Annotated in this window: 21 protein-coding genes, 2 pseudogenes and 1 riboswitch; of the genes and pseudogenes, 13 read left to right on the plus strand and 10 right to left on the minus strand. The window is 74.2% G+C overall.

The genetic code is table 11. From position 1 onward, the window contains the following. On the minus strand, positions 1-213 hold the full coding sequence (locus tag FB454_RS13180) for a hypothetical protein (protein ID WP_145823007.1): 213 nt from the start codon (positions 211-213) through the stop codon (positions 1-3). Between the two features lie 151 nt (positions 214-364). On the opposite strand from FB454_RS13180, the gene FB454_RS13185 reads away from it, so the two are divergent. The 4 genes from FB454_RS13185 to FB454_RS13200 all read left to right on the plus strand — a co-directional run bounded on the left by FB454_RS13185 (position 365) and on the right by FB454_RS13200 (position 3,567). Beyond that, positions 365-1,267 carry a hypothetical protein gene (locus FB454_RS13185; protein ID WP_030272098.1) on the plus strand — a complete coding sequence of 301 codons (903 nt, stop codon included), beginning with the start codon at positions 365-367 and terminating at the stop codon, positions 1,265-1,267. Between the two features lie 150 nt (positions 1,268-1,417). Next, positions 1,418-1,927: a GNAT family N-acetyltransferase gene (locus tag FB454_RS13190; RefSeq protein WP_036310976.1), complete on the plus strand. Its 510-nt coding sequence runs from the start codon at positions 1,418-1,420 to the stop codon at positions 1,925-1,927. 149 nt (positions 1,928-2,076) lie between these two features. Further along, positions 2,077-2,532: a hypothetical protein gene (locus tag FB454_RS13195; RefSeq protein WP_013288872.1), complete on the plus strand. Its 456-nt coding sequence runs from the start codon at positions 2,077-2,079 to the stop codon at positions 2,530-2,532. Between the two features lie 3 nt (positions 2,533-2,535). Next, positions 2,536-3,567, plus strand: a complete 1,032-nt coding sequence (locus FB454_RS13200; protein ID WP_013475077.1) for an SRPBCC family protein — start codon at positions 2,536-2,538, stop codon at positions 3,565-3,567. Positions 3,568-3,586: 19 nt separating this feature from the next. On the opposite strand, the gene FB454_RS13205 is transcribed toward FB454_RS13200, so the two are convergent. The 7 genes from FB454_RS13205 to FB454_RS13235 are packed head-to-tail and all read right to left on the minus strand — an operon-like array spanning position 3,587 to position 11,911. Further along, entirely contained in the window at positions 3,587-5,827 is a 2,241-nt protein-coding gene (locus FB454_RS13205; RefSeq protein ID WP_013475078.1) for an AAA family ATPase, read from the minus strand. Between the two features lie 36 nt (positions 5,828-5,863). Next, positions 5,864-6,358: a hypothetical protein gene (locus FB454_RS13210; protein WP_013288869.1), complete on the minus strand. Its 495-nt coding sequence runs from the start codon at positions 6,356-6,358 to the stop codon at positions 5,864-5,866. A gap of 45 nt (positions 6,359-6,403) precedes the next feature. After that, complete coding sequence (locus tag FB454_RS13215; protein ID WP_013288868.1) at positions 6,404-7,165, minus strand: GTP-binding protein; 762 nt, start codon at positions 7,163-7,165, stop codon at positions 6,404-6,406. Then, positions 7,143-7,592, minus strand: coding sequence for a DUF742 domain-containing protein (locus tag FB454_RS13220; protein ID WP_013288867.1), 450 nt, complete (start codon positions 7,590-7,592; stop codon positions 7,143-7,145). The genes FB454_RS13215 and FB454_RS13220 overlap by 23 nt, the downstream gene beginning before the upstream one ends. Further along, positions 7,589-8,053 carry a roadblock/LC7 domain-containing protein gene (locus tag FB454_RS13225; RefSeq protein WP_013288866.1) on the minus strand — a complete coding sequence of 155 codons (465 nt, stop codon included), beginning with the start codon at positions 8,051-8,053 and terminating at the stop codon, positions 7,589-7,591. Before FB454_RS13225 ends, FB454_RS13220 begins: the two co-directional genes overlap by 4 nt. Beyond that, on the minus strand, positions 8,050-10,746 hold the full coding sequence (locus FB454_RS13230; RefSeq protein ID WP_145823008.1) for a nitrate- and nitrite sensing domain-containing protein: 2,697 nt from the start codon (positions 10,744-10,746) through the stop codon (positions 8,050-8,052). Before FB454_RS13230 ends, FB454_RS13225 begins: the two co-directional genes overlap by 4 nt. Next, the gene (locus tag FB454_RS13235) at positions 10,733-11,911 is read right to left on the minus strand and encodes a hypothetical protein (protein WP_013288864.1); all 1,179 of its coding nucleotides are present in this window, start codon (positions 11,909-11,911) and stop codon (positions 10,733-10,735) included. The genes FB454_RS13230 and FB454_RS13235 overlap by 14 nt, the downstream gene beginning before the upstream one ends. A 374-nt stretch (positions 11,912-12,285) precedes the next feature. On the opposite strand from FB454_RS13235, the pseudogene FB454_RS35355 reads away from it, so the two are divergent. The 4 genes and pseudogenes from FB454_RS35355 to FB454_RS13250 all read left to right on the plus strand — a co-directional run. Next, positions 12,286-12,988 (plus strand): annotated as a pseudogene (locus FB454_RS35355) (alpha/beta hydrolase); the annotation flags it as partial. A 104-nt stretch (positions 12,989-13,092) separates the two neighbouring features. After that, positions 13,093-15,150: pseudogene (locus FB454_RS13240) on the plus strand (ATP-binding cassette domain-containing protein); the annotation flags it as partial. Next, positions 15,150-16,067 carry an ABC transporter permease subunit gene (locus FB454_RS13245; protein ID WP_013288862.1) on the plus strand — a complete coding sequence of 306 codons (918 nt, stop codon included), beginning with the start codon at positions 15,150-15,152 and terminating at the stop codon, positions 16,065-16,067. The pseudogene FB454_RS13240 and the gene FB454_RS13245, both read left to right, overlap by 1 nt. A 152-nt stretch (positions 16,068-16,219) precedes the next feature. Continuing rightward, positions 16,220-16,666, plus strand: coding sequence for a DoxX family protein (locus FB454_RS13250; RefSeq protein ID WP_013288861.1), 447 nt, complete (start codon positions 16,220-16,222; stop codon positions 16,664-16,666). Positions 16,667-16,721: 55 nt separating this feature from the next. Here FB454_RS13250 and FB454_RS13255 read toward each other — a convergent pair whose 3' ends face one another. Further along, entirely contained in the window at positions 16,722-17,375 is a 654-nt protein-coding gene (locus FB454_RS13255) for a DUF4232 domain-containing protein (protein WP_232236699.1), read from the minus strand. A gap of 170 nt (positions 17,376-17,545) precedes the next feature. After that, a riboswitch (SAM riboswitch) is annotated at positions 17,546-17,678 on the plus strand. Between the two features lie 12 nt (positions 17,679-17,690). On the opposite strand from FB454_RS13255, the gene thrC reads away from it, so the two are divergent. From thrC to paaN, 3 genes are all read left to right on the plus strand, one after another. Then, positions 17,691-18,980 carry a threonine synthase gene (gene thrC / locus FB454_RS13260; RefSeq protein WP_013288859.1) on the plus strand — a complete coding sequence of 430 codons (1,290 nt, stop codon included), beginning with the start codon at positions 17,691-17,693 and terminating at the stop codon, positions 18,978-18,980. Between the two features lie 311 nt (positions 18,981-19,291). Beyond that, complete coding sequence (locus FB454_RS13265) at positions 19,292-20,311, plus strand: GNAT family N-acetyltransferase (RefSeq protein WP_145823009.1); 1,020 nt, start codon at positions 19,292-19,294, stop codon at positions 20,309-20,311. 52 nt (positions 20,312-20,363) lie between these two features. Further along, a complete protein-coding gene (gene paaN, locus FB454_RS13270) occupies positions 20,364-22,037 on the plus strand; it encodes a phenylacetic acid degradation protein PaaN (RefSeq protein ID WP_174361745.1) in 1,674 nt (557 codons plus the stop codon). Positions 22,038-22,100: 63 nt separating this feature from the next. Here paaN and FB454_RS13275 read toward each other — a convergent pair whose 3' ends face one another. After that, complete coding sequence (locus FB454_RS13275) at positions 22,101-22,616, minus strand: GNAT family N-acetyltransferase (protein WP_013288856.1); 516 nt, start codon at positions 22,614-22,616, stop codon at positions 22,101-22,103. Between the two features lie 218 nt (positions 22,617-22,834). Here FB454_RS13275 and FB454_RS13280 point away from each other — a divergent pair, with 218 nt between their 5' ends. Together FB454_RS13280 and FB454_RS13285 are read left to right on the plus strand one after the other, a co-directional pair. Next, on the plus strand, positions 22,835-23,038 hold the full coding sequence (locus FB454_RS13280; RefSeq protein WP_013288855.1) for a cold-shock protein: 204 nt from the start codon (positions 22,835-22,837) through the stop codon (positions 23,036-23,038). A gap of 110 nt (positions 23,039-23,148) precedes the next feature. Beyond that, on the plus strand, positions 23,149-24,501 hold the full coding sequence (locus tag FB454_RS13285) for a hypothetical protein (RefSeq protein WP_145753697.1): 1,353 nt from the start codon (positions 23,149-23,151) through the stop codon (positions 24,499-24,501). Positions 24,502-24,732: the final 231 nt, after the last annotated feature.

Below are 24,732 nucleotides of genomic sequence, written 5' to 3' on the forward strand. Positions count from 1 at the left end.
TCATTTCTCGTACGTGCGCAACCCGTTGCCGATGGCGAAGAACGTCGGGGCCCACTCGCCGATGAAGATGCCCCAGCGGTCCGCCCGCGCCACCCCGGCGCGCTCCATGTGCTTGGAGAGGAACCAGCTGGTCACCGAGAGGCCGATGCTGACGAACCCGGCGAGGTAGGCGTGCTCCGCCCGGACGCCGCCCTCGTGCAACCGCTCCAACATCTCGTACCCCCTGTCACCGGGACCGACCCGGTCGCGTCCGACGCTACCGAAGGTCCGGAGAAGATGACGCACGGTTACCACGATCGGGTCGGCGGCGGATGACCCGGCGCGGTCCGGGTAGGCGGCCGGCGACGACGAACGGAGGCCGACGATGGGGGCACCAGACCGCCGGTACGCGATCGGCAGCAGCCCGGCCCGCCCGGCCGCGCAGGCGCCGGTGATGCGGGTGCGTTCCGCCTCCGACCCGGCCCCCGGCCGGCCGGAGAACGAGGACGTGGTCTTCCGCTTCGGCCCGCTCGTCGGCGTCCTCGACGGGGCCACGGTGCCCGAGGGCTTCGACACCGGCTGCGCGCACGGCCCCGCCTGGTACGTCCGCCACCTGGCCGCCCGGATCGGCCTGGCGGTCGCGGCCCGCCCCGCCGCCACGCTGATGAGCAGCCTCGCGGCGGCGATCCTCGCGGTACGGGCCGACCACGGCGGGACGTGCGACCTCGACCATCCCGGCACCCCGTCGTCCACCGTCTGCCTGCTGCGGGCCGGCGGCGACCGGGTCGACTACCTGGTGCTCTGCGACAGCCCGCTGGTGCTCGACACCGACCAGGGGATCGAGGTGGTCACCGACGACCGGCTGGCCGACGCGGTGGCGGACCTGCGCCGCAGCGTCGCCGCACTGCCGGACGGCGAGACCGACCCGGTGACCCGGTTCCGGCGCGCGACGACCGTGCAGCGGACCCGGATGAACCGCACCCACGGCTACTGGGCGGCGGCGAGCGACCCGGACGCGGCCTACCACGCGCTCACCGGGACGCTTCCGCTGCGCGGTCCGGGGGCGCTGCGCCGGGCCGCGCTGCTCAGCGACGGCGCCTCCTGCGCTGTCGACCAGTTCGGCCTGTTCGACTGGGCCGGGTTGCTGGAGGTGCTCACCGTGGAGGGTCCGGAAGGGCTGATCGACCGGGTCCGCGCTGCCGAGCGGGACCACCCGGACCGGCTGCGGCGGCACAAGCGCACCGACGACGCCTCGGCTGTGCTCTGCGAGTTCGGCCCTTCGGCGTGAGCACGCTCACGTCGGAACGACCGGTCGGATGACAACGCAGCGTGAGGCGGGAACACCCCGGGGGTACGACCGGACGAGGCGGTCGGCCATAGCGGCAATCCCTCCCCAAAGGGGTGGACGACCCGGACCACGCGCGGCAGACTGCGCGACGTGACGGGTGCTGTACGGCTGGAGCCGGTGGACGAACGGAACCTGGAACCGTTGCTCTCCGTAGCGGCGGCCGAGGCGGAACCGGAGGACGTCATGCCTCCGGTGGACGCCCCCGCGGGCTGGTCGCTGGCCCGCCGCGACGCGTTCCGCGAGTTTCACCGCGCCAGCCTCGGCGGGCTGAACGGCCCGACCGGCACCGCCATGTACGCGATCGTCTCCGGCGGTGAGGTCGTCGGCATGGTGCGGATGACCCGCCGGGACGAGCCGGGAACAGTGGAGACCGGCATGTGGCTCGGCCGGTCCGCGCGGGGCCGGGGCCTGGGCGCCGCGGCGCTGCGGCAGTTGCTGCACATCGCCGCCGGGGCCGGGATGCACACGGTGGTCGCGAACACCACGCCGGACAACGCGGGGGCGATCTCGGTGCTGCGTAAGTGCGGCGCGGAACTGCGTGAGGAAGACGGAGTGCTGCACGCCCGGATGTCCCTGGATTCGGCCCTGCCGATCCGCTGACCCGCTTCCTTCCCCGATCACGTTTCTCCTGCTCAGAGTCGCCTCGGTGGGTGGTTTCGTGCTTGCACGGAAGTGTTTTGCCGAGGGGGTGACGGGTACTGCCCGCGTCTCCGGGACCTGACTTTCCCGGGGAGCGCGGAGGAGAGCGGATGAAGAGCGGAACACGGGTGGCGTTCGCCGTCGGTCTCGGCTACCTGCTGGGTCGCCGGAAGAAGATGCGTACCGCGCTGACGCTCGCCGCGGCGGTCGCCGCCGGGCGGGCCAGCCGGCGCCCGGGCGGCCTGAAGCAGCTCGGCGCGGACCTGATGGCCGCGAACCCGCAGCTGCGCAACCTCGGCGGGCTGGCACCGCCGCTGGTGGCCGCGGGCCGCGCGGCCGCGACCGCCGCCGCCGGCAACGGCATCGACGCCATCGGCGGACGACTGCGTGAGGGCGCCGGTGCGTTGCGCCGCAAGGCGGGTACGGGCCGGCCGGACGCCGGGCGTTCCGCGTCGGACGAGGACCGTTCCGGGCCGGGCGCCGAGCGTTCCGCGCCGGACGAGGAGCAGGAACTGGACGACCAGCCCGGCGCGCCGGTGCCGGCCCGAGCCGATCGGGGGCGGTGAGCCGTGGCGACGGGCAGCCTGGCCGACCGGGCCCGCGACCAGATCGGCGGTGAGCTGCGCAACCTCGCCTCCGCGCTCGGTGAGCGGGCCGTGCAGGTGGTCACCGAACGGGTCACCGACGCCACCGGGCGGCTGAGCGAGTACGCGAAGCAGGGCGGCGATCCTGGCCTGGTCGCCGCCGCCACCGGCGCGCAACGGCTCGCCGAGGGTGCCTCCCCGGTGAGGGCGATGTTCCATGCCGGCCTGGCCGGCGGTAAGGAGAAGCTGATGGCGGCGTTCGGTCGCAAGGGTGGCCGGGACGGCGGCCAGAAGCTCAAGGTCACCAACATCGTCGAGACCGTCGAGGTCGGCGTGCCGGTCCGGGTCGCCTACAACCAGTGGACGACGTTCGGCGACTTCCCGAGCTTCATGAAGAAGGTCGAGCAGGCCGACTGCGACGCCGACGAGAAGATGACCTGGAAGGCGCAGGTGCTCTGGTCGCACCGGAGCTGGGAGTCGACGATCGTCCGGCAGATCCCGGACCGGCTCGTCCACTGGCGGTCGAAGGGCGAGAAGGGCTCGGTCGACGGCACCGTCAGCTTCCACGAGGTCGCCCCGGAGCTGACCCGGATCCTGGTCGTGCTGGAGTACCACCCGCAGGGCTTCTTCGAGCACACCGGCAACCTGTGGCGGGCGCAGGGCCGGCGGGTCCGGCTGGAGCTGAAGCACTTCGTCCGGCACGTGATGACCCGGACCGTGCTCGACCCGGACGCGGTCGAGGGCTGGCGCGGCGAGATCGAGGACTCCCAGGTCGTCAAGGACCACGAGACCGCGCTCCGGGAGGAGCGGGGAGACGCCGGGCCGGCCGACGACGAGTACGCCGCCTACGACGAGGGCAACGACTTCGACGACGACGAGTACGCCGACGAGCCGGTCCTGACCGAGCCGGAGCGTGCCCGCAGCCGGACGGCACGCGGGCAGCGCGAACCCGAGCGCCGTCGCCGTGTCCCGGAGAGGCCTCGCCGCCCGGCCGCCCGCCGCCGCGACGAGCGCTGACCGGAGGCGGGCCGGTTCGTCAGGACCGGCCCGTGGCGTACGACTCCAGGTGCGCGAGCTGCACCGGGTCCAGGGAGGGGCGGACCCGGTTCCGGGCCGCCTCGACGTGCGCGGCGGTCACGGTGCTCGCGCTCAGCGACTCCCGCATGGCTGCCAGCGCCGCCTCCCGGATCAGCGCGGCGCAGTCGGCGGCGGAGAAGCCGTCCAGCTCCGCGCCGAGCGCGTCGAGGTCCACGTCCGGCGCGAGCGGGACGTCCCGGGCCGAGGCGCGGAGGATCTCCGTACGCGCCGGGCCGTCCGGCGGCGGCACGTAGACCAGCCGTTCCAGCCGGCCGGGACGCAGCAGCGCCGGGTCGACCAGTTCGGGGCGGTTGGTCGCGCCGACCACCACCACGTTGCGCAGTGCCTCCACCCCGTCCAGTTCGGTCAGCAGCGCCGCCACCACCCGGTCGGTCGTACCGCCGTCGGTGGCCTGCCCGCGTACCGGGGCCAGCGCGTCCACCTCGTCGAGGAAGACGAGCGTGGGTGCGGCCTGGCGGGCGCGGCGGAACAGCTCCCGGACCGCCCGCTCGCTCTCACCCACCCACTTCGAGAGCAGCTCCGCGCCCTTCACCGACAGCACGTTCGCCCGCCCGGACCCGGCCAGCGCGGTCACCAGGTAGGTCTTGCCGCAGCCGGGCGGACCGTAGAGCAGCACCCCGCGCGGCGGCGTCACACCCAGCCGGGCGAACGTGTCCGGATAGGTGAGCGGCCACAGCACCGACTCGGTGAGCGTCTGCTTGACCTCGTGCAACCCGCCCACGTCGTCCAGCGTCACCGACGCCAGCTCCAGCGTGGACGCGGACATCGTGGTCGGCCGGACCACCTCCAGCGCGGCGGTGAAGTCGGCCATCGCCACCGTCGGCGTCTCCGCCGTCTTCTGGCGCAGCGCCGCGCGTACCCCTGCCTCGCGTACCAGCGCCGCCAGGTCCGCCGCGACGAACCCGGGGGTACGGGCGGCCACCTCGTCCAGCCGGACGTCACCTGCGAGCGGCACCTCACGGGTCAGCACCGTCAACTGCTCCCGGCGCAGCGCCGCGTCGGGCAGCGGCACGGTGATCCGCAGCGCGAGCAGGTCCGGGCCGCGCAGCGCCGGATCCACCGCCTCGGGGCGTCCGCTGGTGCACACCACAGCGGCACCGGCCCGCAGCGTCTCGGCCACCACCTGGCGGAACACCGTGGCCAGGGGGCCCGGCTCGTCGGCCGGGGCGATCGACTCCACGTCGGTGACCAGCAGCACGGCGGGACCACCGGCGCGTACCGCCGAGGCGGCCTCGCGCAGCCGGCGTGCCGCCGCGTCATTGCTGAGCGCGGCCAGCTCGGGCGCCCAGAGCGGCCGTACGCCCGCGCCGACCCGGGCGGCGACGGCACGCACCAGCGCGGACTTGCCCGAGCCCGCCGGGCCCTCCACCAGCACACCGAGCGAGACGGTGGTGCCGAGCCGGCCCAGCACCTCACGGTGGTGGAAGCCCAGATCCAGCAGTTCGGTCAGCTCCTCGGCCTGGGCGCGCAGGCCGGGCAGTTCGTCCACGTCGGGCGCGTCCTCCGGACCGAGCAGGTCCCCGTCGGGTTCCGTCCCGGGCGGCGTGGCGGGGGCGGAGAACCGCGCGGGGGAGGCCGAGGACGCCGGGCCGGAGCCGCGGGTGGCGGCGCCGTGCTCCCAGCCCACCACCGTGTCCATGGTGACGAGCGCGCCGACCGCCGGTTCGGCCGACACGACTGTGAGTAACGTGCTCGTCCAGGCGTACCCGACGGAACTGGCCAGACTGCGCCGCGCGGCCTCGATCAGGCCGCGCACGGCGGCGTCCGGCAGCACGTCCTGCGGCAGCAGCGAGACGTCGTCCCCGGCGGTGACCACCTTGCCCAGCAGCGCGAGCCGCAGCATCTCCGGCGGGACCGCGGCGACCACAGCGGCCGGGCCGGAGAGGGTGAGCCGGCGTGCCGGGGTCGCCGGCAGCGGGCTCACAGTGACCTGGCCGCCGGCCCGCAGGCCGAGGTTGCCCAGCAGCAGGTCGTCGGCGTGCAGGAGGGCGCCGCTGGTGCTCGGCTCGGCGGCGGCCGCGATGCCGGCGGTGACCCGGCGGCCGGTCAGGCGTACCGGGTCGCCGGGGCGCAGCGCCAGCGCGGTGAGCACCTCGGGATGCAGGCGCACCACGCCGCGGCGGGCGTCGAGCGCGGCCGGCCGCAGCGTCGCGGTCAGGGTCAGGTCGGGTTCGGCCACCCGCCGACAGTAGCCGCCCCGATCATCGGGTGCCGGTCAGCGCGGGCCCGGGTCGTCCAGCAGCGAGGGGTCGCGCCGGATCATCTCGGCCAGCCGGGCCGCCGGGTCGGATTCCAGCGGGTCGTGGCCGGGCGCGGGCACCGTCTTCACCGACATGGGCCACGCCGGCGGCGGCGCGGGCGGCGCCGCCGGGCCCACCGTCACCGCCGCGCCGGACCAGGAGACCCGCAGCGGGTACGCCTGCTCGCCCAGTTCCACGCGCAGCGTCACGGCCAGCCCGGGGTGCTCCGCCACCACCCTCCGGACCGCCTCGGCGACCTCCTCGACCGGGTCACGCCGAACCGGCGCCTCGCCACCGCGCAGCCGGTACGCGCCGCGCCCCGCCCGCTCGTCGCCCGGCTCGTCCGCCGCCTCCACGGGCACGTCCCGCTCGGGCGTCCCGGCCGGTTCGCCGGGCATCGGCGCCCGGCGGCGCAGCGCCTCCTCGCGCCGTGCCATCCGGGCCAGTGTCTCGTCCAGATCACCTCTCATGGCGTCCACCCCTTCGCCAGACAACGGATCGAAACGACTGCGAGTTCAGCCTGCCCGGGATCGGGTGGCCCGGTCCAGCGCACGGTCCAGGACGACGAGCAGGGCGTCCCGTACCGAGAGGCGGTCCCGGGCGTCGAACTGCACCAGCGGCACGTGCTCGCCGATCGCCAGCGCCCAGCGGATCGACGGCAGGTCCAGGGCCAGCCGGCCGTCGAAGGCGTTGACGCCCACCGCGAACGGCAGGCCGGACCGCTCGAAGAAGTCGATCGCCGGGTAGCAGTCGTCGAGCCGGGCGCTGTCCACCACCACGAGCGCGCCGAGCGCGCCCCGGGCCAGGTCGTCCCACATGAACCCGAAGCGCGCCTGGCCGGGCGTACCGAAGAGGTAGAGCTTCAGGCTGCGGTCGATGGTCACGCAGCCGAAGTCCATGGCGACGGTGGTGGTGGTCTTGCCGGCGACCCCGCCCGGGTCGTCGATGCCGATGCCGGCGGTGGTCATCTCCGCCTCGGTGGTCAGCGGCGCGATCTCGGAGATCGCGCCGACAGTGGTGGTCTTGCCGACCCCGAACCCGCCGGCTATGAGGATCTTGACCGGGATCGGCGGCCGGGGCGCCGGTACCCGGCTGACGATCGGGGCAGGTTCGGCCGGCGGCACACCCGGCGGCAGGTACGGCAGTGGCGGCGTGGGCGGGGGTGGCGTGGCCCGGCCGATCAGCGGCGCCGGGCCGCCGTAGCGGCTCGGGGCGCTGTTGGCGGCCGGCCCACCCGTGGCGGCCGCCGGCCATTCAGGAGATCGCACGAAGTCCATCAATCACTCGCAGGATGATGTCGGGATCGAGGGCGTCGTCGACGTCCGCGACGTGCACGTCGAGATGGCCGGCGGCGCGAAGGTCGCCGACCAGCACCCGGGTCACCCCGAAGTGCATCCGGGTCCGGGCGGAGATCTCGGCCACCGAGACGGGCTCGGCGCAGATCGCGACGATCGCCGCCAGCTCCGGGGCCAACCGGGCGGTCACCGCCCACGAGGTGCTGCCCGGACGAGCGGTGACCTGGGTCTCCAGGCCGATCGCCGGGTCGCCGTCCACCCGTCCGGAGGTCAGCACGAAGGGGCGTGGGCCGGTCGGCTCCCCGTCGCCCGCGTCCGGCTCCGGCACCGGAGCGGACGCGTGCAGGAAGGGGCGGATCCGGACGCCGGGTTCCGGCTCCGGGTCCGCGCCGGCGGCCCCTGGGATCATTGCTGTACGGCGTTCTTCAGCTCGGCGATCAGGCGCGGACTCAGGGCGCCGCCGGCGCGGCCGGCGAACAGCGTCATCTCGTACGCCACGGTGCCCAGGTTCGCCGTGCGGTCGGCGACGACGCCGAGCACCGAGCCGCTGCTGATCGCGCTGATCAGCAGGTATCCCTCGGCCATGTCGACGATCACCCGGTTGAGCGCGCCGAGCGCGTACCAGCTCGCCGCGCCCCCGGCGAGACTGGTCATGCCGGAGACCACCGCGGCGAGCCGTTCCGCGTTGGACCGGTCCTTGATCGCGGACATGGCCATCAGCAGCCCGTCCGAGGAGACCGCGATCGCCTCCATCACCCCGGCGGTGCTGGAGGTGAACGAGTCGAGCAGCCAGTTGAAGGTGCGTGCCTCGGGGCTGAGGTCGCCGGTGGTGCTCTGTTCGACGTTCTCGTGGAGGAAGGGGCTGGTCACCGTGATGGGTCCTCTTCGTAGCGGCGGTCGGTACTGACTTCGCGCAGAGCACGGGCGACGCCCGCCTCGAACTCGCTGATCCGGTTGCGTACCTCGACGGGGTCGCCGGGGTCGGAGCTGGTGGGGGGCACGGACTGCGCCGGGGAGACGGACAGGTTCGCGCCGGGCACCCGGCGGCTGAGCCGGGGCCGTTCCGCAGCCGGGGGCGCGTGGTCGACGTCGCCCTCGGCCCGCCGTACCCCGTCCTGGAACGCCTCGACCAGGGCCCGGACGCTCGACGGGTCCGCCGGTACGCCGATCAGCGGTCCGCCGGTGGCCGGTCCGGCCGGACCGGCGGGCGGGGTGGCCGGCAGGTTCGCGCCGGGCACCCGCTGCCGGATCGGCGAGCGGGTACCGGGCCGCCCGGCGGGCGGCCCGACCGGGTTCGGCCCGGTCGGCGCCGGCATGACCGGGGATGACCCGGCGGGCGCCGGGGCCGGGCGGGTGGCCGGCGGCGTCAGGGTCGGGCCGGTCGCCGGCCCGGCGGCCGGGGGAGCGGCCGGGGCCGGGCCGACGACCGGTGTCGGCGGGGAGACGTGCCCGGGACGCGCCGCCGGTCCGGCCGGCCGGGTGCCCGACGGCGGCCAGGCCGGCGGCGGACCGCCGGTGGCCTGGCCCTGGTCCTCGATCGGCTCCGCGGTGTCGGCCTGGTGGCCGAAGGCGTTCCACGGGTCGCCGCTGGACATGCTGCGCGTGGCCCGGGTCAGCAGCTCGGCGTCGAAGCCGGACGGCGCCTCGACGGCCGGTGGCTCCGGCTCGCGGGTGCCGGGCACGGCGGCCCGGCCGGCGCCGGCGCCGACCGGCTCGGGGCGGCGGATCACGAGCGAGGCGCCCGGGATCTCCAGGGCGGCGGTGACGCCGCTACCGGGGGTGTGGCTCAGCCGGACGCTCCAGCCGTGCCGGCGGGCCAGCCGGCCGACCACGAACAGGCCGAGCACCTCGGTCGGGGCGAGGTCGAGGCGTTCCCGCCGGGTGAACCGGGCGTTCTCCTCGGTCATCCGGTCCTCGGTCAGGCCGATACCGTGGTCGACCACGACAAGTCGTGCGCCGCCCTCGGTCAGCTCACCGGTCACCACCACACGGGTGTGCGGCGGCGAGAACGAGGTGGCGTTCTCCATCAGCTCGGCGAGCGTCAGCACCAGGTCGCCCGCGATGGCGGGGGCCGCCGCCACGCCGGGCGGTACCTCCACGTCGACGCGGGTGTAGTCCTCGATCTCGCCGAGCGCGAGCCGGACCACGTCGGCCAGCGGGACCGGCGCCACGTGACCGTCCGAGCCGGTGGCGCCGGAGAGCACCACCAGGCTGCCCGCGTTGCGGCGCAGCCGGCTGGAGATGTGGTCCAGTCGATAGAGGTGCTCCAGGCGGCCCGGGTCGGTCTCCTGGCGTTCCAGCCGGTCGATGAGCGCGATCTGGCGGCCGACGAGGTTCTGCGTACGCCGGCCGACGTGGCCGAACATCTGCGCCACGTTGCGCCGCCCGGCGACCTGCCGCTCGACCAGCCGGGCGGCGGTGTGCTGCACCCGGTCGAACGCGCGGGCCAGGTCGCCGATCTCGTCCCGGGCGCTGACCTCCACCGGGTCGAGGCGTACCGGGGGGACCGTCTCGGACTCGTCGTCGGCGACCCGGGTCAGCTCGGCCTCGGTGACCCGGGCGACGCGCTCGGCGGAGCGGGTGAGCCGGCTCAGCGGCCGGGCCACCGTACGCGCCACCGTCATGCTCAGCAGCACCACGACGAGCAGGATCGCCGCCGCCGCCAGGCTGACCAGCCAGGCCGCGGTCAGGGCCTCCCGTTCCCGGGCGCGGGTCTCCGCGATGACGTCCGCGACGACCTTCTTCTCCACGAACTGGCCCAGCGTGATCATCGACCGGGCCGACGGGAACAGCACGTCCAGCGGCACCGGCGCGATCGCCTTGTCCGGATCCCGGAGGCTGTCCACCAGGAACGTCGGGCTGGTCCGGGCGGCCACCGCCGCGTCGTCCAGCTCGGCCACCTTCAGCTGCTCCGGCGTGATCAGCTTGCGGAACCGCCGGTTGTCGACGTTGAGCCCCGCCATGCAGGCCACGAACGACCGGGCCACCTGCGGATCGCCCGTCGCCTTCACCAGCACGATCTGCGTGGTGCACGAGCTCAGTGCCTCGTCGACGCGCAGCAGCGCGTCCAGGGCGAGCACCTGCCGTCCGGCCGCGGTGTCGGTGTCCACCTGGAAGGGCAGCCGTAGCGCGTCGATCAGGGCGGTGTCGACCTCGCCGAACACGGTCAGGATCTGCTGCGGTGTGGCCCGGCCGCCGAGCGTGGCGTTGCGGACGTCCTCCAGCCGGCGTACCCCGTCGAGGCTCTTGCGGACCGCCGTCGGCAGCGTCTCGGCGCGCAGGTCCGCGACCCGGTCGTCGACGGTGGCCGACTTCTGGATCAGCTCGGTCCGGCTCACCCGCCCGAGCAGCAGCCCGACCGACAGCAGGCGTTCCTGCTGGAGGTCCTGGACCAGGCTGCCGACCCGGCTGGCGACGCGGACGGTCTCGGCGGTGTCGGCTGCCTCCCGGGCGGCGGTGACCCGGTCGATGACGACCGGTACGGCGAGTCCGACCATGCTGAGCAGCGGAATGATGACCAGCAGGGCGAGCTTGCCCCGGATGCGTAACCTACCGAGCAGCATCGAACGGCCTCCACCGGTCGGCGTCGCCACCGTGCCCCACCGCGACCGGCTGGCGGTCGGCCCCGGGCGCGGAGAGCGGTGGCTCCGGGTGGACAGTCGGCGCCGGCCCGGCCTCGGCCGGTTCCCGGCGTGCCGGGGTGGCCCGGGACCGGTCCCGGCGCAGCGCGGCCACGTGCAGCGCGACGATCCCGGCGATCAGCACCACCGCCGCCCCGGCGGCGATCCGGCCCAGCAGCCGGTCCCGCTCCAGGGCGTCGAGTCGTTCCCGCAGCAGCGCGTCGAGCTGGTCGAGGATGACCGTGCGGAGCTGCTTGGCGGCGTTCTGCGCGCTGATCCCGGCGCGGGTGAGCTGGTCGGTGCTCGGCGCGGAGCGGCCGGCGCCGGGCGCCGAGTAGACAGCGAACGTCTCCAGTGAGCGCTGGTAGGTGTCCAGCGGCGTGAGCACGTTGGCGCCCAGGTCGGTGCTCTCCGAGCTGTCGACCGCCGAGCGCAGGTCGGCGACCAGGTCGGTGGCGGGACCGAGCGCGGAGACGCGCAGCTCGGCCAGCTCCGCGCCGACCCGCGCGCGTTCGGCGGCTGGGCGCTTGGCGGACAGCCGGGCCAGGTCGACGAGCCGCCCGGCCAGCACCGTCGCGGTGGGCAGGTCCCCGCCGATGCCGTCCTGGAGGAAGAACGAGTCGGAGCGCGGGTCGCGGATCAGGCCGGAGCTCTCCCGTACCTTCCGGTAGAGGGCCAGGAGCAGGTCGGACGCCTCGCCGTAGGCCCGGTACGCGGCCTCGGGGTCACCGATCCCGCGGTCCGGCAGCGCCTCCAGCTTGGCCCGCAGCCCGGCCCAGCGTTCGTGGGTGCGCAGCTCGTCGCCGACGGCGTTGTCCACCTCCGCGACGCCCTCGATGGCGGCGGCGAGCGAGGCCCGGGAGACGGCCCCTTCGGCGACGGCGATGGCCTGGGCCTCCACCAGCGTGTCGGTGACCGGCCCGAGGGCGCGCAGGTAGCGGACGCCGAGCCGCTCCCGGCTCACCAGGTCGTGGTCGTCGGCGAAGTCGCGTTCGGCCTGGACGAAGATCAGCCCGAGCGGGGCCAGCAGCGCCAGCACCAGCACCAGGGCGAGCGTGCGGCCCGGTACGGCGGGCCGCCGGCGAACCCGCGACGCGGGGACTGTCATGGTGTGTCTCCTCCGGCGACGGCGGGGCGATCGGTGCCCCGGGAGGTCGCCGTACGCAGTCCCGTGCACCGGACCGGAAAAGTAGCCGAACCGGACGCGCGTCAGACCTCGGCCGATGAGTCGGCTTCACGTCAGTCCATTTTGGGTGACCCTGCGTCAGGGCGAAAGGTACGTAGCGTGTGATCGTGTCGCCGAGAAATGACATCGACGATGGTTTGCGCCTGTAGATGTGAATTCACATGATCCGAATACGTCCCGCTGGGATGCTCTGGACCTTTGGCGGATGACGGACGCTACGCGACGATCGGTGCAACCGGACAGACGTACGGCGGATCTCAGCGAATGCTCAGCCGTCGGCCCGTACCGTGTGGCGCATGAGATCAACCGCCGCGCGGCTCCGGCGCGCCCTGGCCGGCCATCCGCGCCGCATCGTCGCCGCAGTGGTGGTGGTCGTCCTCGTCGCCGCCGCGCTGGTCTGGGTGGCCCGGCCGCAGGGCGCGGACTTCCGGACCGAGCCGGCCCTGGTGACAGTGCGTTCCGGGCCCTCCGGCGACGAGCCGGTCGACCTGGACACCACGCTCTACCTGCCGGAGGACGCCTCGTCGTCGAACCGGGTGCCGGCGGTGCTGCTGGCGCACGGCTTCGGCGGGACCAAGGACTCGGTCCGCTCCGACGCCGAGGACCTGGTCGCCCGCGGGTACGCGGTGCTCACCTGGACCGCCCGCGGGTTCGGGCGCAGCGGCGGCCAGATCCACCTGGACAACCCCGACTACGAGGTGCGGGACGCGCAGCGGCTGCTCGACCGGCTCGCGCAGCGGCCGGACATCCGCCTCGACGCGGCCGGCGACCCCCGGGTCGGTGTGGTCGGCGGCTCGTACGGCGGCGGCCTGGCCCTGCTGCTCGCCGCGCAGGACCAGCGGATCGACGCGATCGTCCCGATGATCACCTGGAACGACCTGTCCCGCGCATTCCTGCCGGAGAGCAGCGGCCGGCAGCCCACCGACGGCGTGTTCAAGAAGGGCTGGGCGGGCATCTTCTTCGGCGGCGGCGGGAACGCCGGATCCGGCCCGGCCGGGCTCTCCGGGGCCACCGCCGCCGCACCGGAGGGCGCACCCGAGTCGGCCGGCCCGCCGAGCCCGCAGCCGGGCGCCGGGCCGGGCACCGGTGCCGGTCGCGCGCCGGCCGGCGCCGCCGACCCGTCCTGCGGGCGCTTCGCGGCCGACGTCTGTGCCGCGTACCTGCGCATCGCCACCACCGGCCGGGCCGACGCGGCGGCGGTCGAACTGCTGCGCCGGTCGTCGCCGGCCGGCGTGCTGGACCGGATCAAGTCGCCGACGTTGCTGGTGCAGGGCGAGGCGGACACGCTGTTCCCGCTGGCCGAGGCGGACGCCAACGCCCGGGGCATCGCCGCCGCCGGCACCCCGGTACGGGTCGCCTGGTTCACCGGCGGCCACGACGGCGGCTCCGGACCCACCTCCGACTCCGACCGGGTGAAGTTCCTGACCGCGCAGTGGCTCGACCACTACGTCAAGGGCGACGGGGCGGCGCCCGGCGACACGTTCACGTTCTCCCGGATCGCCGGGTTCGACGCGCTCGACCGGGGCCTGGTGGCGACCGGCTTCCGTACCGCCGACTACCCGGGGCTGGCCGGGCAGGACCGCCGCGAGGTGACGCTCGCCGGTCCGCCCCAGCCGGTCGCCGTACCGCCGAACGGCAACCCGGCGGCGATCTCCTCGGTGCCGTTCGCAGGCGCGCTCGGCTCGCTGCTGGACGGCGTCGCCGGTGACATCCCCGGCCAGCACGCCCGTTTCGAGTCGGCGCCGCTGGACGAGCCGGTCGACGTGGTGGGCGCGCCCACCGTGCGGATCAGGGCCGCCTCACCGACCGGCGAGGCGGTGCTGTTCGTGAAGCTCTACGACGTCGACCCGCAGGGCGCGGCCACGCTGCCGTCCGGCCTGGTCGCGCCGGTGCGCCTGACCGGCCTGCCGGCCACCGTCGACGCGGCCACGCCGGTCACCGTGACGCTGCCGGGGATCGTCCGGCGGGTCGAGGCCGGGCACCGGCTGCGGCTCGTGGTGGCGACGTCGGACCAGGCGTACGCCTCGCCCGCCGAACCGGCCGTGCACACGGTGGCGCTCGCCGACGGGCCGCTGACGCTGCCCACCGTCGACGCCACGCCGATCCCCACCACCGCCGCGATCTGGCGCTGGGCGCTGGCCGGCCTGCTCGTCGCGATCGTGGCCGGGCTCGTCGTGGTCGTGCTGCTCACCCGCCGCCGGCACCGTCGCCAGGACGACTCCGTGCACCCGGAGTACGCGGGCGTCCCGCTCGCCGTGCGCAACCTGCGCAAGGAGTACGCGGACGGCTTCGTCGCGGTCTCCGACGTGGACTTCGAGGTGCACCCCGGCCAGGTGGTCGGCCTGCTCGGACCCAACGGCGCGGGCAAGACGACCACGCTGCGGGTGCTGATGGGGCTGACCCAGCCCACCGCCGGGGAGATCTACGTCTTCGGTCACCGGCTGGTGCCGGGTTCACCGGTGCTGTCCCGGATCGGCGCGCTGGTCGAGGGGCCGGGCTTCCTGCCCCACCTGTCCGGCCTGGACAACCTCAAGGCGTACTGGCGGGCGACCGGGCGGCCGTGGGAGGACGCGCACTTCGACGAGGCGCTGGAGATCGCCGGCCTGGGCGACTCGGTGCACCGGCGGACGAAGAAGTACAGCCACGGCATGCGGCAGCGGCTGGCCATCGCCCAGGCCATGCTCGGCCTGCCCGAGTTGCTGGTGCTGGACGAGCCGACGGATGGGCTGGACCCGCCGCAGATCGCCGAGATGCGCCGGGTGCTCCAGCGTTACGCCACCGACGGCCGGGCGGTGCTGGTCTCCAGCCACCTGCTGGCCGAGGTGGAGCAGACCTGTACGCACGCGGTGGTGGTGAACAAGGGGCGGATCGTGGCGTCCGGCCCGGTGGAGGAGATCGTCGGCGAGTCGCCGAGCGTGCTGTTCGAGGTGAGCGACCCGGACGCGGCGCGTACGGTGCTCGACCGGCTCGACGGCGTACGGGTGCTGCCCGACGCCGAGGGCGGGCTGGTGGTCGACACCAACGGCACCGCCCGCAGCGAGGTGGTGGCCGAACTGGTCCGCGCCGGCATCGGGGTGGACCGGGTGGTGCCCCGGCGCCGCCTGGAGGACGCGTTCCTCGCCCTGGTGGGCGAGAACTCTCGGGGAAGCGGGGACCGGTGATGGCGGGTTCGTCTGTGGCATCGTCGCCTGGTGGCGGCACGTCCGGTACGGCGGCGCCGGGCGCGGGCGGGGCGGCGGCCGGTTACCGGCCCTCGGCCACGCTCCCGTTCGGCGCGGAGTTCCGGCGGCAGGCGTCGCGCCGGCGTACCCAGCTCGCGCTGGGGTTCATGGTGCTGCTGCCGCTGATCATCCTGGTGGCGTTCCAGTTCGACGCCGGGGACGACGACGGCGGCGGGCGGGGCGAGTTCTCCAGCCTGGCCGACCTGGCCACGTCGGGCGGGCTCAACTTCACCCTGTTCTCGATCCTGGTGTCCGCGTCGTTCCTGCTGGTCGTGGTGGTGGCGCTGTTCTGCGGCGACACGGTGGCGAGCGAGGCGAGCTGGGGCAGCCTGCGCTACCTGCTGGCGGTGCCGGTGCCCCGGGCCCGGCTGCTCGCGGTGAAGCTGGTCGTCGCGCTCGCGTACTCCGGGCTGGCCCTGCTGTTGCTGGCCGGCACCGCGCTGCTCGCCGGCACGCTCCGGTACGGCTGGAAGCCGCTGAGCAGCCAGGTCTCGGCCGAGCTGGCGCCGGCGGACGGGTTGCTGCGGCTGCTCGGCGTGCTCGGCTATCTCGCGGTCGTGCTGCTGGTGGTGGCCGGACTGGCGTTCCTGCTGTCGGTGACCACCGATGCCGCGCTCGGCGCGGTCGGCGGCGCGGTGCTGCTGTGGATCCTGTCCAGCATCCTGGACCAGATCACCGCGCTGGGCGGGCTGCGGAACCTGCTGCCGACCCACTACAGCAGCGCCTGGCTGGGGTTGCTGTCGACGCCGATGCAGACCGACGACGTGGTCAAGGGCGCGTTCTCGGCGGTCGTCTACGCCACGCTGTTCTGGGGCCTGGCCTTCTGGCGCTTCACCCGCAAGGACGTCACGAGCTGAGGTGACCCGGACGGGGTCACCACGGGAGCGCCTCGGCCCATATCATGGGAGCGTTCCCATGTGATTGTCCCGCCTGCAAAGATATCGATTAACATCAATCAATACTCCCGCCATCCTGGACGGCGTCCGGCACCCGTACCAGGAGGTTCCCTATGATCCCGGCGCAGCTGAAAGACCCCGTGCTGTCCCTGTTCCGCATCGTCACCGGCCTGCTCTTCCTCTGCCACGGCGCCGCCTCGATCTTCGGCCTGTTCGGCGGCAACCCGGCCACCGGCGGTGCCGTCCCGTTCGCCACCTGGCCCAGCTGGTGGGCGGCGCTGATCCAGCTCGTGTGCGGCGCGCTGGTCCTCGTCGGCCTGTTCACCCGGCCGGCCGCGCTGCTCGCCTCCGGCTCGATGGCGTACGCGTACTTCGTGGTGCACCAGCCGCACCACCTGATGCCGATGCAGAACGGCGGCGAGCTGGCCGCGCTCTTCTGCTGGTCGTTCCTGCTGGTCGCGGTGCTCGGCCCGGGAAACTGGGCGCTCGACGCGCTGCTGGCCCGCCGCCGGTCCACCGCGACCGAGCCCGCCGCCGCGCCGGCCTCGGTCCCGGTCTGAGCGTTCGCGCCGAACCAGATCCCGGTCGGAGTGCTCCCGTGCCGGGCTCTGGTTCCTACAGCGGATTGACCGGCGGAGTCGTGGGCGGGGGCGGGGCGGCCGGCGTGGGCGTGTCGGCCGGGCCGGGCTTGCGGCGCTCCCACGCACTGACGCCCAGCCGGCCGGTGTTGCCGAGGTCGATCGGCCCGTCCAGGGCGACCGGGTGCGCCGGCCGGCCGGCCACCGGCGCGACGTCGAGTCCGGTGCCGTTCGTCGCCGGCACCGTCGCGTCGGTGACCAGGTTCCGCCAGATCAGCGCCGCGCCGGCCCGCTCGCCGGGGGCCAGCACGATCCGGGTGGGCGGGTGGTCGAAGCCGGAGGTGATCGGCTTGGCGCCCGGGATGATCCGCACCTCGATCGGGTCGCCGTCGGCGTCCCGGAGCGCGACCGCCGGATAGCCGCGCAGCTCGTACGGCCGGTCGCCGCAGTTGAGCAGGTCCAGGCCCATCGCCCGCAGCCCCATCGCGGCGCTCACCCCCAGCTCGGTGATCGCGACGCCCTCCGGGGAGCAGGTGGCGGCGGGCGTCGGCTCGGCCGTGGGGGCACCCGGCCGGGGCGGCGCCGTGGGCATCGGATCGGACAGTCCTTCCGCGGGCCCCTGCGCCGGGGCGCAGGCTGCCATCAGCGTCACGCCGGTGAGGGCGCCGATCAGGCGCGCCGATCTCCGCATCGGGTGATCATGCCACTCGGCCGCGCTCGGCGAGGACCGCATCGAGCAGGCCCGGGTAGCCCGCTGTGGTGGAGCCGGTCGCGGTGGTCGGACGCCGAGCCGGCCCACAGCGTGGGATCCCGAGGTGGCGCGGCCGTGAGCAGCGCCTAGACTCGGCGGCACAACTGAATACCTCATCCAGAGGGGCTGAGGGATACGGCCCGACGACGCCCCGGCAACCACCCGCACGCTCGACGACGAGCGACAGCGGGCAGGTGCCAATTCCGTCCCCGCCGCACCCGGCGATGCGGGGAAAGATGAGAGGAACTCCTCGACATGACGTCGACGCTTCCCGTCGCCACCGGTATCGACACCACCCTCAGCCCGGCCCGCGCCCTGGTCTGCCGTGCCTGTTCGGCGCGGTACCCGCTCGCCGCGCAGCACGCCTGCTACGAGTGTTTCGGGCCGCTGGAGGTCGACTACGACACCGCCGCGCTCGCCACCGTCACCCGTGAGCAGATCGAGGCCGGTCCGGACAACATCTGGCGGTACGCGGCGCTGCTGCCGGCCGGTCAGGACCCGGCCACCCGGGTCACGCTCGACCCGGGGCTGACCCCGCTCGTCGCCGCCCCGCACCTCGCGGCCGAACTGGGGCTCACCGCGCCGCTCTGGGTCAAGGACGACAGCGCGAACCCCACCCACTCGTTCAAGGACCGGGTCGTCTCGGTGGCGCTCACCGCGGCCCGCGCGCTCGGCTTCGCCCGCTACGCCTGCGCCTCCACCGGCAACCTCGCCAACTCCGTCGCCGCGCACGCGGCCCGGGCCGGCGTGCCGTCGATCGTCTTCATCCCCGGCGACCTGGAGCAGGGCAAGGTCGTCACCACCGCTGTGTACGGCGGCGACCTGGTCGCCATCGACGGCTCGTACGACGACGTGAACCGGCTCTGCGGCGAGCTGGTGGAGACCGACGAGTTCGAGGACACCGCGTTCGTCAACGTGAACGTCCGGCCCTACTACGCGGAGGGCTCCAAGACGCTCGGCTACGAGGTGGCCGAGCAGCTCGGCTGGCGGATCCCGGCCCAGGTGGTCATCCCGATGGCCAGCGGCGAACTTCTCACCAAGATCGACAAGGCGTTCGCCGAGCTGGTCGAGATCGGGCTGGTCGAGGCGCCGGCCGGCGGCTGGAAGGTGTTCGGCGCGCAGTCGGCCGGCTGCAACCCGATCGCCACCGCGCTGCACGGCGACACCGACACGATCGTGCCGGTCAAGCCGGCCGGCATCGCCAAGTCGCTGAACATCGGCGACCCGGCGGCCGGGCTGTACGCGCTGGAGGCGGTGCGGCGTACCGGCGGCTGGATGGACTACGCCGACGACGACGAGATCCGCGCGGGCATCCGGCTGCTCGCCCGTACCACAGGGGTGTTCGCCGAGACGGCCGGCGGCGTGACGGTCGCGGTGCTGCGCAAGCTGGTCGAGTCGGGCCGGCTCGACCCGGCCGCCGAGACGGTGGTGTTCAACACCGGCGAGGGCCTGAAGACGCTCGACGCGGTGGCCACCCAGGTCGGCCCCACCCACCGCATCAAGCCCAGCCTCCGCGCCGCCCGCGACGCCGGCCTCCTGGCCTGACCCCTCCGGTCCTCCGCCACCGGCGGGGGTGGCCGGGTGGGGGAGGTGGGGCTCGCCCGGGTGGGGGATCGGGTGAGACCGGTGGGTAACCGGTGATGTGCGGTGAGTGCCAGAAAACCGCCCTCAAGGACTTGACGGCAGGAACCGGACGGCGCAAGATGCTTCGTGCGGGAGGGCATCCGCCGGAGACTTTTCAAGTTCTTGCGACCCAACGCCGGAGGCGTTGTGCGGACGTCCCTCCCGACCAACGTCCGAAGAGGCCAGCGGAAAACCGCTGGCCTCTTCGCTGTGTCCGGCGCACCCTCGGTGGCATGACGCTCACGGTGACGCCGCTGGATCCGACCGACCGGCAGACGCTCGACGCGGTCTACCGGATCGCCTGCGGCGCGCAGGCCGTCGACGAGCCGGACCTGCCCGACCTCTGCCGGCGGCGGTTCGAGGCGCCGCTGCGGCACCCGATGCCCGGCATCGACACGCGCTGGCTGGTGGCCCGGTTGGACGGGCAGCCCGTCGGCTGGCTCCGGCTCTACCTGCACACGATCGACAACACCGAGAACGCGAGCGTCGAGCTGACCGTGGACCCGGCGTACCGGCGGCAGGGCATCGGGCGCACGCTGCACGACCACGGCGTCCGGCTGCTGCGGGAGCACGGCGGCAAACGACTGGTCGGCGCTACCGTCGCCGCGCTGCCCGGCGAGGAGGGGCGGGTCTTCCCCGGTGCCGCGTTCGCCGCCGCCGTGGGCGCCAAGCCGGCGCTGGCCGACGTCCGCCGCCGCCTCGACGTGGCCGGGCTCGACCGTGACCGGCTCGCCGCGCTGCTGGCCGACGCGCGCGCCGCGGCGACCGGCTACCGGCCGGTGCGGTGGCGCGACCACACCCCCGAGGAGTACGTCGCGGACGTCGCCTACCTGGAGGGCCGGCTACTGCTCGACGCGCCGATGGGCGAGCTGGACTGGGAGCCGGAGCAGATGGACGCCGCGCGGGTGCGGGACGCGGAGCGGGCACTGGACGCCCGGGGCGTACGCCGGTACAACACCGGCGCGGTGCACGAGGCGACCGGCCGCCTGGTCGGGTGGACCCAGCTCAGCCTGGACGCGAGCAGCACCGACCACGCCTGGCAGCAGATCACCCTCGTCGACCCCGGCCACCGCGGCCACCGGCTGGGCCTGCTCTGCAAGGCCGGGAACCTGGCGTACGCGCTGGCGCACGAACCGGCGTTGCGGGCCGTCGACACCTGGAACGCGGCCGTGAACCGCCACATGATCGCGATCAACGAGCAACTCGGGTTCCGCCCCGCCGCCGGTTCGGTCGACTGGCAGTTGACGATCTGAGTTGTGACACGCCCCTACTGATCTGGTGCCTTTCTGTTGCATGATGGCGGGCATGACGGAGACCCCGCACCCCCTGTACGACAGGCACCGCGAGACCCTCGACCGGGCGCTGACCGCCATCGCGGAGCGCGGGTACTGGTCGGCCTACCCCGAGTCGCCCAGCCCCCGGGTGTACGGCGAGACCGCCGCCGCCGACGGCAAGGCCGCCTTCGAGGCGTACCTGGGCGGGGACTTCCCGCTCGACCAGGCCGGTGACGGCACCACGGTGGCCACCGAGGCCAGCCCGTTCGGGGTGGCGCTGGACGTGCGCTACCCGCACGCGGGCGCCGACCAGCTGGTGTCCGCCGCGAGCGCCGCGCTGCCCGCCTGGCGCGACGCGGGCCCGCAGGCCCGGGCCGGTGTCTGCCTGGAGATCCTGGACCGGCTGCACCGCAACGTGTTCGAGCTGGCCAACGCGGTGCAGTTCACCAGCGGCCAGGCGTTCGTGATGGCGTTCCAGGCCGGTGGCGCGCACGCGCTGGACCGCGCGCTGGAGGCGGTCGCCTACGCGTACGCCGAGATGACCCGCCACCCGGGCACCGCCGGCTGGGAGAAGGCCGCGGGCAAGGGCGACCCGCTGCGGATGACCAAGACGTTCCACGTGGTGCCGCGCGGTGTCGCGCTGGTCATCGGCTGCAACACGTTCCCGACCTGGAACTCGTACCCCGGTCTGTTCGCCTCGCTCGCCACCGGCAACCCGGTCGTGGTGAAGCCGCACCCGCGCGCGGTGCTGCCGCTGGCGATCACCGTCAAGTACGCCCGGCAGGTGCTCGCCGAGGCCGGCTTCGACCCGAACCTGGTGCAGCTCGCCCCCGAGACCGACGGCGAGAAGCTCGCCACCACGCTGGCCCTGCACCCGGCCGTGAAGATCGTCGACTTCACCGGCTCCACCGAGTACGGCGACTGGCTGGAGGCGAACGCCCGGCAGGCCGCCGTCTACACCGAGAAGGCCGGCCTGAACACGGTGGTGATCGACTCCACCGACGACTTCGCCGGGCTCTGCCGCAACCTCGGCTTCACGCTGACGCTGTACAGCGGCCAGATGTGCACCACCTCGCAGAACCTGCTGATCCCGCGCGACGGTATCGAGACCGACCAGGGTCACAAGAGCTTCGACGAGGTGGCGGCCGGGATCGCCGGCGCGGTCGCCAAGCTGACCGCCGACCCGGCCCGGGGCGTCGAGCTGACCGGCGCGATCGTCAACGACGGCGTGCTGGAGCGGCTGGAGGAGGTCACCAAGGTCGGCGAGCCGGTGCTGGAGTCGCGCACCGTCGAGCACCCGTCCTTCCCCGGCGCGGTGGTGCGTACGCCGACTGTGGTGAAGCTCGACGCGTCCGACACCGCCACCTACTCGCGGGAGTGGTTCGGGCCGATCTCGTTCGCCATCGCCACCGACTCCACCGAGCACAGCCTGCGCATCCTGCGCGAGACGGTGGGGGAGAAGGGCGCGCTGACCGCGGGCGTCTACTCCACGAACGAGGCGGTGCTGGACGCGGCCGAGGCGGCGGCGATCGACGCCGGGGTGCACCTGTCCTGCAACCTGACCGGCGGGGTGTTCGTCAACCAGTCGGCGGCGTTCTCCGACTTCCACGGTTCGGGCGCGAACGCGGCGGCCAACTCGGCGCTGACCGACGGCGCGTACGTGGCCAACCGGTTCCGCATCGTGCAGAGCCGCCGGCACGTCTGAAAGGAGGGGCCCCTTCTTAACGCCTCCGGTAGAGGAGGGGCCCCTTATTAACGCCGCGCCGGCTCAGGCCGGGCGGCGCATCTGCAGCTCGTGCAGACCGGCGATCCGGGGGTGCGGCACGCGTACGCCGGTGTCCACGAAGCCCAGCTTCTGATAGGCCCGGTAGGCGCGGTCGTTGCCGACCACCACCTCCATCATCAGCTCGGGCCGTCCGCAGGCGCGCGACCAGGCCGCCACCTCGTCGACGAGCGCCGCCAGCAGGCCGCTGCCCCGCCGGGCCGGCGTCACGTAGACCGCGTAGACGAGCGTCAGGCCCGGCTCGTCCGGCGCGGCGATGCCGCCGGCGTGGCCGACCAGACGGCCGCCCGGGTCGGCCACGAACTGCGCGGTGTGGTCGCCCCGGGAGACGGCCGCGACCCGGGCCGCGAACTCCGCGTGCGGCCGGGCGGCGGCCTCGGCCACCGTCTCCAGGAAGGCCAGCGGGGAGTCGGCCAGCATCTCCAGCCGGAGCGCCCGCATCCGGCCGGCGTCCTCCGGCCGGACCCGGCGGACGGTGGTCGTGGTGCTCACGCTGGTCATGCCGCATGCATACCGGACGGTCCGCGGCGGGTGTGCGACAGGCCCGGGTACGCCCCGGAATATGCCCGATTTGTGGTCGTGCGCCGTCGTCACGCCTCGTGTAGCGTGCGATTTCGGTCACCGAATTCAGCGTCGCCGATCGCTGGACCGGTGCGCCACCGGTGCCGGTCCGCCGGTTTCCGGGTGTTGGAACGCCGCGCAGAGTGAGGAAGTGCACCGTGGCACAGGGCACCGTGAAGTGGTTCAACGCCGAAAAGGGCTACGGCTTCATCGCCGTCGACGGCGGGCAGGACGTCTTCGTCCACTTCTCCGCGATCGAGATGGACGGCTACAAGGCGCTCGACGACGGCCAGCGCGTCGAGTTCGAGATCGCGCAGGGGCAGAAGGGTCCGCAGGCCGAGCGGGTCCGCGTCATCGCCTGACCTGCGGCGGGCGGTGCTCCCGCGACCGGACCCCGGCCCGGGGGCTGCGTTGCGGCCGACCACCATGGAAGATCATGAGCCGTTCCAGCCGTAGTCGCTGAGGAGGGCCCATGTCCGATCTGCCCCCGTCGGGTTCCACCGAGCCGGCGGCGTCCGGCCCTCCGGCCGACCCGACCGCGCCCCCGCCGCCCGCCGCCGAGCCGGCACCGGGACCGCCGGGGACCACCGGAGGGGCCACGCCCGCCTCCGGCGCGTCCGGCGCCGACCCGTGGGCCGGTCACACCGGCCCCGTGCCGATCGTCCCGGCCGAGCCGGGGTACGACACCCCGCAGCCCGGCGGCCCGGTCCCGGCCAACCCGCCCGGATGGACCGCGCCGGATGACACCTCACCCGGCCACACCTCGCAGGGCTGGACCGCGCCGCCGGGCACTCCTCCGCACGGTTGGAACGCGCCGGGCACTCCTCCGCACGGTTGGAACGCGCCGCCGGGCACCCCGCCGCCGGGCTTGGGTGGTCCGGCGTACCCGGGCTATCCGATGCCCGGTGCGGCCTACCCGGTCCCCGGTGCGGCGTACCCGGTGCCGGCCGGTCCCGGGGCGTACGCCGGCTGGTTCCCGGGCATCGACCCGCAGGATCCGCTCGTCAACCCGCCGCACGCGGGCATCGGTCCCTGGTTCGCCCGCTGTACCGCCGCGCTGCGGCGCGGCTGGCGCCAACTGCTGCCCATCGTGCTGCTCACCCAGGTCGTCCCGGCGGCGGTGATCGGCGTCCTCACGCTCGTCTTCAGCCCCGAGGGCGAGATGGCGACCGCCCCGGACGGTGCGCCGGTGCTGCCGGCCGGCTTCTGGGGGCAGATGTTCGCCTTCTACGGCGTGCTCCTGTCCGCCGGGCTGGTGTTCGGCCTGCTCCAGGCGGCGGGCTGGGCCGCCGGCACCTGGGTGGTCGCCCGCCAGGCGGCCGGCGAACCGACCGGACTCGGCGCCGCCTTCCGGTACGGGCTGCGCCGTGCCCTCGGCCTGTGGGGCTGGACGCTCCTGGTCTCGCTGCTGGTCATGATCGGCAGTTGCTTCTGCCTGCTGCCCGGCCTCTACGCCGCGTTCGCGCTGGCCCTGTTCGGTCCGGTCTACCTGTTCGAGCGGCGGGAGCCGATCGGGCGGGCGTGGCGGATGTTCCACAGCCGGTTCGGCATGGTGCTGGGCCGGGTCGCGCTGGTGATGGCTGTCCTCCTCGCGGCGACGGTGCTGGACGCGGTCGTGGGCGGGATCAGCGGGGCGGTGTTCGGCGTCGAGCCGATGAAGGCCGTCGGCACCGCGATCGGCGCCGTGGCGCTCGCCGTGTTCGGCGCCCTGCTGGCTGCCCCGGCCTACCTGGCGCAGCAGGTCGGGCTGGTCGTCACGTACGCCGAACAGCGGGCTCAGGAAGGCCCGGTGAACGCGGCCCGGCTGGCGGCGGAACTCGGCTGAGCGGGGCTGTCGTGCTTGCACTCGGCTAGGGAGAGTGCTAAACAAGTCATTGGCACTCGCGTACGGTGAGTGCCAGAAGGTCGGGGCGGTAGGGCCACGGCCGCGCCGGTGTCCGAAGGGACGCCGGAGCGGTACGAGGCCGGTCGTCGCGGGCTGTCCGGCCCGACCGAGGAGACGTCGTCGTCGCCAGGTGGCGACGTCCCCAAGGTGCGTACACCAGACGGCCCATCC

The sequence above is a fragment of the Micromonospora sp. CNZ297 genome (genome assembly GCF_007827625.1).